Origin of the sequence: Caldicellulosiruptor diazotrophicus (assembly GCF_017347585.1) — a bacterium.
GTDB lineage: Bacteria > Bacillota > Thermoanaerobacteria > Caldicellulosiruptorales > Caldicellulosiruptoraceae > Caldicellulosiruptor > Caldicellulosiruptor diazotrophicus.
Map to the genome: position 1 here is coordinate 1619461 of NZ_AP024480.1, position 15280 is coordinate 1634740.

General features: G+C 33.1%; 11 protein-coding genes and 2 pseudogenes. All 13 read right to left on the reverse strand.

Annotated features, from left to right (window positions below):
- Positions 1-5 precede the first annotated feature (5 nt).
- Positions 6-245, reverse strand: a pseudogene (locus CaldiYA01_RS07875) (IS110 family transposase); the annotation flags it as partial.
- Between the two features lie 120 nt (positions 246-365).
- Positions 366-542: a hypothetical protein gene (locus CaldiYA01_RS07880; protein WP_207182869.1), complete on the reverse strand. Its 177-nt coding sequence runs from the start codon at positions 540-542 to the stop codon at positions 366-368.
- Positions 543-915: 373 nt separating this feature from the next.
- Positions 916-1188: pseudogene (locus CaldiYA01_RS07885) on the reverse strand (MMPL family transporter); the annotation flags it as partial.
- A gap of 313 nt (positions 1189-1501) precedes the next feature.
- The gene (locus CaldiYA01_RS07890; protein WP_207178499.1) at positions 1502-1927 is read right to left on the reverse strand and encodes a DUF5412 family protein; all 426 of its coding nucleotides are present in this window, start codon (positions 1925-1927) and stop codon (positions 1502-1504) included.
- Positions 1928-2446: 519 nt separating this feature from the next.
- Positions 2447-5527, reverse strand: coding sequence for an MMPL family transporter (locus tag CaldiYA01_RS07900; RefSeq protein WP_207178501.1), 3081 nt, complete (start codon positions 5525-5527; stop codon positions 2447-2449).
- A 470-nt stretch (positions 5528-5997) separates the two neighbouring features.
- Positions 5998-6747: a hypothetical protein gene (locus CaldiYA01_RS07905; protein WP_207178503.1), complete on the reverse strand. Its 750-nt coding sequence runs from the start codon at positions 6745-6747 to the stop codon at positions 5998-6000.
- A gap of 36 nt (positions 6748-6783) precedes the next feature.
- A complete protein-coding gene (locus CaldiYA01_RS07910; RefSeq protein WP_238480500.1) occupies positions 6784-7887 on the reverse strand; it encodes an amidase domain-containing protein in 1104 nt (367 codons plus the stop codon).
- A 501-nt stretch (positions 7888-8388) separates the two neighbouring features.
- Positions 8389-8748 carry a hypothetical protein gene (locus CaldiYA01_RS07915; RefSeq protein WP_207178505.1) on the reverse strand — a complete coding sequence of 120 codons (360 nt, stop codon included), beginning with the start codon at positions 8746-8748 and terminating at the stop codon, positions 8389-8391.
- Between the two features lie 43 nt (positions 8749-8791).
- Complete coding sequence (locus tag CaldiYA01_RS07920; RefSeq protein ID WP_238480501.1) at positions 8792-9559, reverse strand: hypothetical protein; 768 nt, start codon at positions 9557-9559, stop codon at positions 8792-8794.
- 365 nt (positions 9560-9924) lie between these two features.
- The gene (tyrS, locus tag CaldiYA01_RS07925) at positions 9925-11115 is read right to left on the reverse strand and encodes a tyrosine--tRNA ligase (protein WP_207178507.1); all 1191 of its coding nucleotides are present in this window, start codon (positions 11113-11115) and stop codon (positions 9925-9927) included.
- 29 nt (positions 11116-11144) lie between these two features.
- Complete coding sequence (gene murJ / locus CaldiYA01_RS07930) at positions 11145-12701, reverse strand: murein biosynthesis integral membrane protein MurJ (RefSeq protein WP_207178509.1); 1557 nt, start codon at positions 12699-12701, stop codon at positions 11145-11147.
- 35 nt (positions 12702-12736) lie between these two features.
- Positions 12737-14023: an amidohydrolase gene (locus CaldiYA01_RS07935; RefSeq protein WP_207178511.1), complete on the reverse strand. Its 1287-nt coding sequence runs from the start codon at positions 14021-14023 to the stop codon at positions 12737-12739.
- Between the two features lie 5 nt (positions 14024-14028).
- Positions 14029-15279 (reverse strand): adenosylhomocysteinase, encoded by a 1251-nt coding sequence (locus CaldiYA01_RS07940; protein ID WP_207178513.1) that lies wholly within the window; start codon positions 15277-15279, stop codon positions 14029-14031.
- Position 15280 lies beyond the last annotated feature (1 nt).

A 15280-nucleotide genomic window follows, 5' to 3' on the forward strand; every position in this document is an offset into this window, starting at 1 on the left:
AGTCTCCCTGTAGGTTCTATCCCAACTATCATACTCTCCTTGCCATTTGCTTTCATTATCTTATTTGCCCAATCCAAAAATTTCTCCATACCTTCTTTTCTATTCTCAAACTCTATTCTCTTGCCAAGCTCCACTCCTCTAAAATCAAATGCTCTGCCAACATGCCTTTCCTTTGCTATATCTACTCCTACAACTAAAGTTCTTTCTGTGACTTGTAATATCTTTTCATTTTGTGTATACTTCAAAGAGGGTACCTCCTTTGTTGTGTTTTTTCGTAAGTTGTACAACTTACTTTATTAATTTTATCAGGAGGTACCTTATCTTTTCAAATCTCTTTTCTCTTCATTTTCACTCATTTTCGTTCATTACAGGAATGCTTCTGTAATTTTCCAGTACCACCGAACAGGATATTTCTGACCGTTTATATAATACAATTCGTGAGAATAGGCAATGGTTGACAAAGAAGAAATTACGATTAAAATAATTAAGGCAATTGATATCACAATCTTATTGTATAACTTTTTTAAATTCTCAGCAATCATTTGCTTTTCCCCTCCTGTCAGTATACTTTTTTTACTAATATTTGCTAATGATACTAAATTTATATTTTCTACGACATATTCACATACCATCTCCTCTTTAGTACTCTTAATGAAGTTAATGCTCCTGTAATCTTGCAGATTGCTATATTTACTAATTTTATCCTTGGCATTTTCACCTCAATTTTACTCTACCAATTTTTATTCCGTCAAACTTCGTTTTTTTTTTTTAGTTAATTTTATGCAATTTTTAGCTATCAGCTCCCTCTTTCTTTTAATATCTCTAAATTTCTTAAATTCTCTCTTGTTTTTTCACAAACAAAAAGCTGCCCCCTTCTCTGGAGGCAGCTATCTAAATTGCTTTTTAAAAGCATTTTTAAACTATATCCCTTTTTACCCTCATCAAACTATTGAACAAAAACGGCAAAAAGAAAAATGCAAGCAGAACAAGAACTATCACAACACAGATGGAAACCTGCATTAATGTCAAAATCCCAGATGGCAGCATTGCCGCAAATGTGCCGGCTAAAATTATCACCGCTGATGTTACAACATGCCCGATGTTCGTCGAGGTAAGTCTCAGTGCTTTGTTTATCTCCAAGTCTTTATATTCATAAAATCTTATCAGCAAGAACACACTGCAGTTTATTCTAAAGTATACTTTTCCTTTCCTTCTCTATCCATTTATCCTTAAATACAATCATATTATGACATAGAGCCTAATTTTTGTTCCTTTACGTATCTATACATTTTATCAAATTTACCCATAAAATTATATTACAAAAAAAGAAAAAATCGCCTTTATTTTTACAAAGGGACTTTTGTAGATTGCTGAAATAAAAATAACCTGCAAATCTTTGAAAATAAAGGATTGCAGGCTATTTAAGCTTAAGAAAAATTCTATAGCGAAAAAATACTCTGCTCACTTTCCCTGAGATTTTTGTTTTTTATTCAAAATTGTTCTATCGCCTTTTTACAGGTTCTTTTCTCCAATCAAAAGAGTCTTTAAAAATGTCTAATCTGTGACCATTAATTATAACTACATGATTATTTATCCATCTAACATCAGCTCTATCTTCCGGGTAATCCCAGTATATGTTTCTAATTTTTAAGCCACTTTTATAACATAGCTCTCCTCTAACTCCATATGCTGTTGTTGCACCGCCGTTGATTAAGTAAAATTTAATTTTATATTTCCCATCAGGGGATAAAGATTCCTTTAAAAATTCGCCATGCGGAAGCATGTTCATATCAAAAAATCGCCAGCAGACAAATAAAGTAAATAATAATATGAGCATTAATATTGTCATCAATAATTTGATTAATATTCTTTTAAAAGAACCTTTGTTTACTTCAGCTGAACCATTAGATTTATAAACCTTGCTCATACCATGATATCCCTTTCCTAATTGCTTCTTGATCTTTCGGATCATCAAAATAGCTATTATTCCAAGAAATTTTAAAATTTCCAGTTAATATTTGAGCAAGTTTTTTAAATTCTTATTACTTATTTTATTTTGCATCCCTATCATGAGCGCCCATGAGAGGTTGATGCCATTGTAAACTATAACCTCTCAAGAAATAATTTTAATCATATACAGGTCTAATACCAAATAGCAAATCAACCTGGTGGTATATAAACTATATTATTTTGATAAGACATTGTATAAATTGTTATATCTATTAATATCCACCTTACTATCTTTGCCTAAATTCTACATTGGTAATTTTATTTTGTCAAACGCCTTTTTTACTTTTTTTAATCAATTTTTTAGCATTTTTCAGTTATGAGCTCTCTCTTTCTTCAAATATCTCTAAATACCTTAAATTTTCTTGTACTTACATGTAATTAAAAAGCTGCCCCCTTCTCTGGAGGCAGCTATCTAAATTGCTTTTTAAAAGCATTTTTAAACTATATCTCTCTTTACCCTCATCAAACTATTGAACAAAAACGGCAAAAGGAAAAATGCAAGCAGAACAAGGCCTATCACAACACAGATTGAAACCTGCATTAATGTCAAAATCCCTGATGGCAGCATTGCCGCAAATGTGCCGGCTAAAATTATCACCGCTGATGTTACAACATGACCAATGTTTGCTGAGGTAAACTTTAGTGCTTCAGAAAGCTCTAAATTTCTATATTCATAAAACCTTATCAACAAAAATACACTGTAGTCTATACCCAGAGCTAAGAACACAACAAAGGTGAAAAATGGCACTGCCCAGTTGAGTGCTTCGTACTTGAATATTCCTTTGAAAATCATCTCTGTGATAGACAGTGCAAGGTAGTAGTCGGCAAAAACTATCACTACCATTATTGCAGCATTAAAGATTGACCTTGAAATTAGGAACATGAGAATAAAGATGCTTATTATCATTATTAGTCTCAAAGTCTTAAAATCTTTAAAATAAATGCTCTTCAAATCATGGTTTGAAGATGATATCCCACCAACTCCTACCGACACAAACTTTGTGTTTATAAACTCTAAAGAGTTATTTAAAACCTTTTCCACATTATCAACAATATCAATTGCCTTGTTTGTATACGGATTTGTGTCAAGAATCAAGATTATCTTTGTTATTGTTCTATCTTTGTTCATATATGAATCTAAAGCCTTTTTGAAGCTACTGCTTTTTATAGCCTCTGGTGGGACGTAAAAGATGTTTGTTGTTTTGTATCCTTCAAAATAACCCTTCATACTCTTCATAGAATTTGCCATCTTGTTAAGTGCATCAGAAATCTGCAAAAGCGCTGATTTTAAGCTTGTAAACCCTGTCTGAAGTTCATCAACTTTTTTTAGAATCTGTTCTTTTTGTTTGTCAAATTCCTGAATTTTTGAATACATAAGGTTTACACCTGAGATTATTTGCCTTTGACCTTTGTCAATTTGATAGTAGCCACTTAGAACCTTCCCTTGAGCATCAGCAAGCTGTTTTGAAGCTGAAGCTATGCTATTAATAGAATTTGAAATAAGCTTCAGAGCTTTGTCAGCTTCATTTATCTGGGCTGAAATCTTTTCATATTCAGAAGAAAACTCTTTTAACTTTGGAGCAAACTTATTTGCTTCAGTTTCAATTTTTGATAAAATCTCAGATGCCATAATATAATTGATATCCCTTGAGATTTCCGGATACTTATTTGAAAGTGCTTTTAAATTGTTATTTGCAGTATCAATACCTGTCAATAAAAGTTCAATTTGATTTGCATCAAATCCCTGTAATTCAATTTTTATCTTATTTATTGATCTTGTATACTCAGAATAAAACTCTTTAAATCCTTCAGACAGCTTACTGCTCCCAATTGAAAGCTTATTAAGACCATCATTTATCTTCTTAGAACCATTTAACCCCTGTTCAAATCCACTATTTAGTTTTTCCAAAGAAATTTTCAATTCATATACACCATTCTCAAGCTGTGAAATACCAGTTACAAGTTTTTGAACATCAAATTCTTTTGTTGACATACTTAAATTTTTGTTTATAGTCTCAATTGCATTGTTAACTTTCAAAAGACCATCTCTCAAACTATCAATACCTTTTATAACAGTATCTGCTTGGTTTGACAAAGTAAATTGTTTTATAATCTCCCCTTGTGGTCTTGTAACTGAATACACATATTTTATACCATTTTGCTTACTTAATATTTCAGTTATTTTTTCAATGTCAGATAATGCGTCAGAAGTTGCTAAACTTTTATTAGATTTCAAATATATGGTAACAGGAAATGTCTTTCCGCTGCTGAAGTTTTTTGAAATTAAGTTAAATCCTTTCACGGATTTGTATTTTTCAGAAAGTTCGTTTAATGTGTTGAATGACAAATCGCCTCTGACTGATAAGAGAAAAGGTATTAAGATTAATATCACTGTTGTCAACACCACATAAGGATATTTAGTTGAAAATCTTGCAGCAGTTTCCCAGAGTCTGCTATGGGTGTGCTGTATTTCTTTATTAAATGGCCAGAGAAGATTTTTACCAAAAATTTTGAGTACAGTAGGAACCAGTGTCAAAAGCACAAGTAAAAGCACAAGCACACTTACTGCAATTGCTGACATTGCCCTGAAAAAGTTAAAAGACGCTGCTGCAAAAGCCGCAAAACCTGTAAAAACCGCAAGGCAGCTAAATACCACTGTTTTTCCTGCTGTTTTAAACGTTGTTATTATTGCATCATCAACATCTTTCCCATTTGCAAGCTCTTCTCTGAACCTTGAAATAATCAATAGATTATAATCCGTCCCAATTCCAAATAGGGATACAACTATAAATGTTCTTGTAAAGGTATTGATTGGAAAATTAAACTTATCTGCCAAATGTCCAACTATGCTAAGCGAAATTAAAAACGAAACACCAACTGTTAAAAGTGAAACAATTGGTGTGATAGGTGAGCGGAAAACAAGAACTAACACAATGATTATAAATACAATAGTGATGATATCTGTTTTTTTAACTCCATCTTCTGAAGCTTTTACAAAGTCTTGAGTAATTAAATCTCCACCTGTAAGATACACCTCTAAATCCTTTGGTTTTTGAACAGATTCTATAAATTTATAAATATCATTTCTTATTTCAATAATTTCTCTTCTTGACTTGTCTGCTTGAATGCTTGCAAGGACAACCTTGTTGTTGCTTGATACGTAGTAGTTCTTTAACTCTGGATTCATAAAATGAGATGAAATATTTTCAATGTTGTATCTTTCTTTGCTATTGCCAAGTCCATAAATTATTTTCTTGATTGCTTCAATATCTTTATTCGAAAGACCATTTTTGTCATAAAATACAATTGCTATTGTTGAAAGCTTTTTATCCTTTGGTACTCCCTGATACTCTTTTTCTAACGCCGCTGCAACCTGAGAAGGATATTCATGACCAATTTTAGGTTCACCTTTGAGTCGCACTATTTTATTTATATCTGGCATAGTAACTACAAATATTACTGTTAAAATAGCCCATATAATAGTGCTCAGCCACGGACGTTTTAAAATTACTCTCACACACCTCACCTCTTTTTAAAATATTACACAGCCTATTTTAACATATGCACTGACCAAACGTCAATGACTAAAAGTCAATTTAAAAATTAAAAAATTAGCTTTTGCAAAGGAATATACCCTTTACAAAAGCTTTATCTTCACAAATTTGAGTTTTCCAACTTGCAAGACATCTCCATTTTGAAGTTCAATGTTAATAAAAACCCTATCATCGCTCTGTTAACTAAAATTAGTACAACCTAAGCTTAGGTTATGAAAATTTGGAATAACTTTTGATATCATTATACTACATTCTTATCAGTATTACAATTGACTATTATAAAATCCTTTATATAACAGCCCAAACTTCTGCTTTTTCAAAAACTTTCTTATTTTGTCTCAACACCACAATTGAATAAAGCAAAAGTTTTTAATTAATAAAAGGGCCTGCAAATTTTGCCGTAAGCCCTTTTTAAATTGTTGTTATACATTACTTATTCTGGTATACCTGCCTCTTTGGCAGATTCCTCAAGTTGTTTTCTGACTTCCTCTCTTGTGTATTCTTTAACCTCTTCATACCTCTTCTGCCATTGTTCAATGACTTTTTCGGTTATTCCACCTTGCTTTGCTAACTCCTTACCTTCTTCTGTCTTTAAATATGTTATCTTTTTAACCTCTGGATCATAATCAAAATTTCTTACCTTAGCATAATATTCAATAGCATAGTCTTTATATCTCTTCCATACACTCTTCCAATTCTGTGGATTTCTTTTAAGTTCATCCATTAAACATTCATAATAAGCCATTGCCTCTTTATCAAGTTCTTTTTTCTTCTTCCTGATTGAATAAAATTCATCATCTCTGTCTTCTGCTAAAGAAGATTTTTGCATATAATTACTATCTATATTGTTTGTGTCTTGATACCTATCAGCTATAACTGAATGACTAATTAAAATTAAATCAAAAACTTTTCTTGCAATTGGATCATTTAGTTCAGTTGCAAGATTAGTATAAACAGCATCGCATGTGGTCTGACTCTGGTTGCTATCTTCCTGCTTTCCACTTACCACTTCTTCAGTATTTTCTGCTCTATTATTTAGCTCAGACGCCAAAACTACCTTCTCCCCTGCTTTGACTGTGTCCCCCTTCGATTCTGTCTTTCCCCCATAAAAAAACCAACACAACCCACAGCCTGTCAAGATAAACATGCATATTATTCCAATTATTATAATTCTCCTTCTCATTTCCATAGCTCCTTTCTTACTACTCTAAGTATTTATCTAATTTGCACTTATTCTATATAATATTACCCAACCAATATTAGGATCCCTATAATTTAAATAATTTTTTAAGCTTCCACCATAATAAAAACCACTTTGATCGACAGAATGTTGCGCATACAAAAGGTCATTAGATGTTTTGCTTACTATTATCTGAGAATGATATGAAACCCAATCTTTGAAAGTATCACTATCATAATCAATATGCTGTACAATATCTCCTTCTTTTAAAAATCCTAACACTACACTGTTAAAGTTCTCATATGCATACCACACAGGATATATCCTTATCTGATATGCCCTCTTACTGCTTGAATTATCCCAGTGTCTTTTGAAAAACTCTGCACCAGACCATGAAGTCGATCTATTTGAAGAAGTTCTGTAAAACCAATAGTTTGTGTTACTTTCTATCCCCGTAGCTGAAGAATAAATCATACTTATTCCGCCAGCATAAAGCGTTATCGATGCAAAATTCGTACAGTCCCCACCAAGATTGTAAAAATTAGCAAATGTTATTCCATTGCAAACATAAGTTTCTTTAAAATTCGCATTATCCTTTGCCCAATTTACCGCTTTGTTCCTGTTATAACTTGTGTTTGTATTACCTGTGTCATATAATGTTTTCATAACCTGAAGGTAATAATACTCACTGCCTGAATGCCCATATGAGCTTGATACTAAAATATAGTAGTATCCACTACTTGAAACAGTGTATTGTATAAACTCATTCTTACCTGTAGAATTGGTAGATGAAGCCACAAGACTTTGGGAAGGATTGTAAAGATATATATTGTAATTTACATTCTGATGCGCATTAATAAAACTTATTGATACCACTTCGCCCAAATTCAAATAAATCTTAAAATAATCCTTGTCCTGCACTGAATTCGTAGTTTGATATATGCGCCCAATCACTAAATTTTTCGCATTTACAGTATTTGCTGTTGAAAAACTATTATTGTCTTCTTGCTCCATTTTGTAAGGAATACCATTAGGAATACTTGCATTATATGCTCTGTTAATTTTATTATACCAAAATATTAATGAAAATACAATTAAAAGAACCAAAAACCTTGATAAGCATTTTAAAACCCTTTTTATCAAATAAACACCACTCTCACTCTTTCGTAATTTTAATTTGATATAGTACAGTTAAAAATTATTCTTTGGTACAAAATAAAGCTTTACATAACAATGTCACCTCTTTAGTAATTTATTTACTTTTAATATAGCACAACAACAACAATATACAAACTGCCTAAATTTTAATTTTGGTATTTGTGAAACTATAATAAATGTAAAATGTTCATTCTGTTTATGTTGCATATCTTAGAGTCATAAATATATGATTATACTTAAAATGATAAATCGTCTGCAGTGGAATCTATATAATTGGGCAAAAAGTAGAATTTGGTATAAAAATTTGAACCTGCCATTAATTAAAATTGCCACTTATTTTAAATATCCTCAATTTCGGCTTTATAGCTTTACAAAAACAAAAAGCTTTTGCGAAGGTTTCACCTTCACAAAAGCTTTAGTTTTGGCTTTACAAATTTTATCTTTTAGCTGTATAGCATCAAAGCTTTTAAATGTCAATTTCAAAACTTACACTCCATAACAAATCATATATTTATTCTCCTCTTTTGCTTTTTTAATCTTCTCCAAAAGTTTCTTAAGACTTTGGTCTTCTTTTGTCCTCGGGTCACTTTCTACTACTTTCTCTAATTCAGGAAGAGACTTGGGCGGTATCAATGTAACTCCATTTACGTCTATACCATAAAACTCTTTATCAAAACCTCCTCCAACATAGGTTTTTACTCTCCTCAGCCCCATCTCCCACCAGTCCAATACAACATCACTATCCACATATATACAATCATACTTTTCAGGCTCATACTCACCATAATATTTGTTTCTATCTATCTCGTCAATAATACCAAATTCACACATTGTACCTTTGTACATTTATAAAAACACCTCCATAATGTAATAAATTAACACAACTTTATTATTTACCAAAACTAATTAAATCCCCGGTTGGAACTAAGTTCACGCATACTGCATCTAAATAATACCCATTGTATCTGAATCTGTACACATTAGGAGTTTTACCATCAACAAGTTTTTGTGGCGTTAATTTCAATTCAATGACTCTTTTCCTAAATTCATCAGCCTTTCTTACATAATCACATATATTTGATACTGCTACTTCTTTACCGTGTGTTTTGAAATGATAATGTAAACACTCAGCTCTTGAACCAAAACTTCCTGGTCCCCATAGATTAAGTAAACTCTGGGGAATTTGACGACTTCCTGTTGATGTGGCACTTCCAAAAGTTTCTCCCCCATCTTTAGCATACCATGTTATTTTAATTCTTTCTTCACAAGTTAAAAGCGTAACTCCACTTACAGTGTATTTGTTCTTCCCAATCCCAACATTAGAAAATTGAAAGCTTTTCTTCGTGTTCCCAGTATCGACAGTACCATATACCAAGTCTACTGAATCTATTCCTAAATTTGTATCGAAAATAATTGAATCTTCAGTTGCAACCCAATTTAATATAACATAATTTGGTAATGTGTTTCCTAATATTTTCTCTTCGCCTTTATTAGTTTGAATTTCTCTAATTTCAGAACTGCTATCTGAACTACCTAAAATTTCATTGCCATAGTTCTGGGTAATATTAGTAACTTGTTGTGCTCTTAAATCATCTGCTACATTTGCTAAAGTTCCTGTACAAAAAACTCCTACTAATACAAGTATTACAGCTATCATACTTGTAAGTCTTAAGATGCCTTTTCTTATATCCCCAAATCTCCTTTCTATTTTTTACATTATAATTTCTTCTCTACCTACCTAACCAATAACAAAATCCTTATAACTTCTATAGGCCACAAAGGGCAAAAATAATAATTTTAATTACCACAAGCAACACTTTTACTTTAGTTCAAATTAAAACTTTTTATAACAATATTACCTTTTTAACTATTTATTTACTTTTACTATATCACAACAACAATAACAATAACAATAACAATATGCAAACTGCCTAAATTCTTATTTAGAAGCTTGTAATATTGTAACAAAAATACAACCATTGTTTTATGCAAAATAAAAAAGCTTTTGCAAAGGAAAAACCTTTACAAAAGCTTTATCTTCACAAATTTTAGTTTACCTACCTGCAAAACATCGCCGTTTTGAAGTTCAATGTCAAGTTCATTTATCTTCTCACCGTTGAGTTTAACAGCACCGCTTTTTATAAGCCTCATTCCCTCGCTTGTAGAGGAGCATAGTTTATTTTCTACCATAAACCTTGGTAGGTAAACCTTGGGGCTCTCAAGTTCAACCTCTGGAATGTTATCTGGTATGTCTTTTTTCTGAAACACTCTTATAAATTCCTCTTCAGCTTTTTTTGCTGCCTCTTTGCCATGGTAAAGCTTTACAATCTCTCTTGCAAGTCTCATTTTTGCATCTCTTGGGTGAAGAGTCCCTTCTTCAAGTTTTCTCTTTATCTCCTCAATTTCTTCTGGCTCTAAATCAGTTGTAAGTTCATAATATGAAATCATAATCTCATCAGGAATTGACATCACTTTTCCATACATTATGTTTGGTGGCTCGTTTATACCAATGTAATTGCCAAGACTTTTGCTCATCTTATTAACACCATCTGTACCAACCAAAATTGGCATCAAAAGCGCAACTTGGATTGTTTTGCATCCATACTCCTTTTGCAGCGTCCTTCCCATCAATATATTGAATTTTTGCTCAGTTGCGCCAAGCTCAACATCGGCCTCTATAACAACAGAGTCATACCCCTGCATAAGCGGGTAGAAAAACTCATGTATTGAAAGTGGCAAGTTCTTTTCCATTCGCTGGCGGAAAGTTTCTCTCTCTAACATTCTTGCAACTGTGTATTTTGATGCCAAATTTATAACATCTAAAAAATTCATAGGCTCAAGCCATTCGCTGTTATATCTAATTGTAGTCTTTTGTGGGTCAAGAATCTTCAAAACCTGTTGCTTGAAAGGCTCTGCATTTTTTTGAACCTCTTCTTTTGTAAGTTGTTTTCTTGTTTCAGACTTCCCAGTTGGGTCGCCTATCATTGCAGTAAAATCGCCAATTATTAAGATTATATTGTGTCCAAGGTCCTGAAGCTGTTTTAGTTTCCTTAAAACAACAGCGTGTCCAAGATGAACGTCTGGCACATTCGGGTCAAGACCAAGTTTTATGTTTAAAGGTCTGTCTTGCTTTAGCTTTTCAATGAGCTCTTCTTCAGTAATTATCTCAGCTGCACCCTTTTTGAAAACCTTCAATTGATGCTTGATATCCATTTTGACGTTTCTTCCCCTTTCCGTATTTTTCAAATCCCAAATTTTTCTCTTACCATTTTAACAATCAAACCCACTTCCTCTACCTTTAAAAGGTATATAAGCCCTGCATATATTCCCATTCCAAGCAAAATACTTGCCGAGGTATAAACGGTAAAGTATTTAAATGGCATTGTTAAATATATAAACTTTTGTTTAAATGCATATACAAAAATGCCCATAACCAAACTTGCAACAAGCGCTTTTACAAATACACTTGCAATCCTTTTCCAACCGATTGACCCAAGTTTTTTCCTAAGAGAAATAAACAACAAAACTGCTGCAATATAGTTTGCTGATGCAAATGCCATAGCAGCACCGGTGTGCTTGAATTTATGAATAAATATTATGTCAAGTACAATATTACAAACAATAGCAATAACACCGTTTTTTACAGCTGTTTTTGAATCCTTCAAAACATACAAAGTTCTATTTAACATATCTCTAAGACCAAGTCCTACAAAACCCAAACAGTAAAACATAAGCGGTGAAGCTGTTAGCATGGTAGACTCTATTGTAAAGTTTCCTCTTTGATAGATTAACCTTGTTATTTCTTTCGCCATAATCATACCGCCCACCGCAAACGGCATCATCATCAAAATAATTGAATTTACCGCAGAGACAAAAAATTTCCTAAAATTTTCTTTGTCTCCTTTTGCTTGAAAATTAGATAAAGTTGAAAAAGCTAAAACAGAAATTGAGGAAGAAAAAACTCCAACCACCACATCGTTCAGCTTCCCTGCATAGGCAACAGCTGCAACAGCACCGGTCGATGTCCCTGTCAGAAGGTATCTGTCAATGAACGTATAAAGCTGAGCCATGCTGCTGCTTATGAAAACCGGAAAAGAAAATTTTATCATTTTTTTTATGTTTTCATCCTTCAGCCCGACTACAGGATAAAATTTAAAGCCATATTTCTTTGAATTATTAAGCTGGTAAACCAAGCTCCAAAAATATCCGATAACAAACCCCACTGCTACTATATATACATCAAACTTTCTGAATGGTTCAAAGTAGGATAAAAATATGGCAACAAAAATAGACAGATTAAATGGAATACTTGATAACACAGGTTTTGTAAAGTTTCCGTTTGCTTGCAAAAAACCCTGAAGTATGTTTGCAGAGCTTGTAAATATTATCATAAAGATTGTGATTTTTAAAATTCTTGACGCATACATTATTTGAAGTTCTTTACTTTGGTGCACTTGAAGTTGAATTAGCTGTTTTGAGAAAATAAAACCTAATACCGCAACAATACTTGATGCAAGAAGCAATGTATTTATTACACTGTTTGTAAACTTTATCCCTTCATCCTCACCTTTTTTTTCACGTATATCTGTGTAAAACGGTATAAATGAGGTTGAAAAAGCAGCAAAAACAGAAGCAAAAAGAATGTTCGGAAGTTGCAGTGCAAGTGGAAAAGCATCTGCCTTTACGCTTGTACCAAACCTTGCACCAAATGCCACCTCTCTTATGAATCCTATAAGCTTTGTAAAAACTGTTACTATAAATAGCTGCAATGCTATTTTTGTTGCCTTTTTATACTGCAATTCTTGTCCTTCCTTTCATGGCTTTAAAAAAATTTCTAAACACTCTCTTTCAAAAACCTCTCTATGCTCTTTATCTCTTTCACGAGAGCCTCTTTATCAATTGTAAAAAGTTTACCATCCATGTAAAGGATTTGACCATCCACTATTGTAGCGTACACATTCGAAGGATTGCTACTATAAACAACATTAGAAATTGGGTTATAACATGGTAGCATGTTAAAATCATTTGCTTTCAGCAGCACTATATCAGCACAAAATCCTTCTTGAATAACCCCCGTGTTGTTGATACCTGCTGCCAAACTAGCATTTACTGTTGCCATTTTCAGAACCTGCTGTGCATTTAAAATATCCGGCAATCTGTACATTCCCTTTTCAAGCAAAGATGCTATATGCATCTCTTTAAACATATTCAAGTTGTTGTTGCTTGCTGCCGAATCTGTGCCAATTACAACATTTACCCCAGACTTTATCATATTTTGCACAGGCGCAAAACCATTGCCAAGCTTGAGATTGCTTGTCGGGTTGTAAACACAAGATACATTTTTTGCTGTCATAATTTCGATATCCTCATCATCAACATACACGCAGTGTGCCGCTATACAAATTGTATCAAAAAGTCCTGCCTGATTGCATAACTTAACAGGTGACATGTCATATTTTTCAAAGCAGCTATCTACTTCATTTTCTGATTCACTAAGATGTATCATCACACCTGTTTTAAATTCCTGTGCCAGCTGTGCAACCTTTTCTAAAAGTTCATATGAACACGTATAAATGGAATGTGGACCGAAAAACACTTTTATTTTGTCACTTGAATAATTATAAATCAGCTCTTTTGTCTCATCAAGTCTAAGATTTTCTTTTTCATCAGTCTGAAGTCCACGCGATAAAACTGCCTTTATACCAGTCTCTTGCACAGCCTTTGCTGTCATATCTTCATGAAAATACATGTCAAAAAACATAGTTGTGCCACTTTGTAGCATCTCTGCAATACCAAGAAGAGAAGAAAAATAAATCATCTCTTTTGTAAGCTTTTCTTCTGCCGGGAAAATCTTTTCAAATAACCACTCATACAAAGGCAAATCGTCTGCAAAAGAACGCAAAATTGTCTGACCGCAATGTGTATGTGCATTTATAAGTCCCGGTATGGCTATCAAATCTTTTCCTTCAATGACTTTAACATAAGCTTGCTCATAAATAGATAGTTCTATATTTTCTGCTATCCTTTCAATCCTGCCATTCTTGATAAAAATATCACCTTTTAGAACCTCATTTTGTGCATTACAAGTAATAATTGTAGCATTTTTAATTAATATATCCATTTTACTTACACTTCCCAACTTTCAAGGTATTTTTCCTGCTCAGGTGTGAGCTTGTCTATTTCAACCCCAAGAGACCTTAATTTAACTTTGGCAACAAATTTGTCAATCTCCTCTGGAACATTATATACTTTCTTTTCCAATTGCTTGTGATTTTTTGCAACATATATACTCGACAGTGCTTGAATAGCAAATGACATATCCATAATCTCAATTGGGTGCCCATCTGCTGCGGCAAGGTTGACAAGCCTTCCCTCTGCTATTACAAAAACTTCATTGCCATTTTCAAGAACATATCCCTGGATATTCTTTCTTGCTTCGTACTTCTTGACTGCCTTTTTCTCAAGCGTATCAATATCAATTTCAACATTAAAATGTCCGCTATTACACAAGATAGCTCCATCTTTCATATGCAAGATATGTTCGTACCTTATTACGTCCCTGCACCCTGTCGCAGTAACAAATATATCACCAAACTTTGCAGCATCTTGCATCCTCATTACCTCAAATCCCTCCATATACGCTTCCAAAGCCTTGATCGGGTCAACCTCTACAACTATCACTTTTGCACCAAGTCCTTTAGCTCTTTTTGCGATTCCCTTGCCACAAAAACCATATCCTGCAACAACAACATACTTGCCTGCAACTGTTATATTTGTGGTTCTCATTATCCCATCCCAAGTAGACTGACCAGTTCCAATTCGATTGTCAAAAAGATGTTTGCAAAAAGCATTATTGACAGCAATCATTGGGAATTTGAGCTTGCCTTCCCTTTCAAGCGCTTTGATCCTTATTACACCTGTTGTTGTCTCTTCACATCCACCAATTATTCTGCTTGCTAAATCTTCGCGTTTTGTGTGAAGAAGATATGTTAAATCTCCTCCATCGTCAATTATAAGGTCTATATCATTTTCAAGAGTTTTCTCAAGATGATTAAAATATTCGGATGTATCCACACCTCTTATCGCAAATACTTCAATGCCCTCATGAACAAGAGCGCTTGCAACATCATCTTGAGTAGATAAAGGATTCGATCCTGTGACAAAAACATTACTGCCTAAGTCTTTCAAAAGCAGAGCAAGGTTTGCTGTCTTTGCCTCAAGATGAACAGAAATTGCTATATTAAAGCCTTTAAGAGGTTTTTTATTTTCGTATTCTTTTTTTATTTGATTCAAAATAGGCATAAACCTTCTTGCCCAATTAATTTTTTTGAGCCCATCTTCCCACAAAGAATAATCTTTGATAATTGACAATAGCATC

Coding starts and splice junctions, on each gene's coding strand:
- CaldiYA01_RS07880 (WP_207182869.1), bottom strand. CDS start 542: ATGATTGCTGAGAATTTAAAAAAGTTATACAATAAGATTGTGATATCA.
- CaldiYA01_RS07890 (WP_207178499.1), bottom strand. CDS start 1,927: ATGAGCAAGGTTTATAAATCTAATGGTTCAGCTGAAGTAAACAAAGGT.
- CaldiYA01_RS07905 (WP_207178503.1), bottom strand. CDS start 6,747: ATGAGAAGGAGAATTATAATAATTGGAATAATATGCATGTTTATCTTG.
- CaldiYA01_RS07915 (WP_207178505.1), bottom strand. CDS start 8,748: ATGTACAAAGGTACAATGTGTGAATTTGGTATTATTGACGAGATAGAT.
- CaldiYA01_RS07920 (WP_238480501.1), bottom strand. CDS start 9,559: ATGATAGCTGTAATACTTGTATTAGTAGGAGTTTTTTGTACAGGAACT.
- tyrS (WP_207178507.1), bottom strand. CDS start 11,115: ATGGATATCAAGCATCAATTGAAGGTTTTCAAAAAGGGTGCAGCTGAG.
- CaldiYA01_RS07935 (WP_207178511.1), bottom strand. CDS start 14,023: ATGGATATATTAATTAAAAATGCTACAATTATTACTTGTAATGCACAA.
- CaldiYA01_RS07940 (WP_207178513.1), bottom strand. CDS start 15,279: ATGCTATTGTCAATTATCAAAGATTATTCTTTGTGGGAAGATGGGCTC.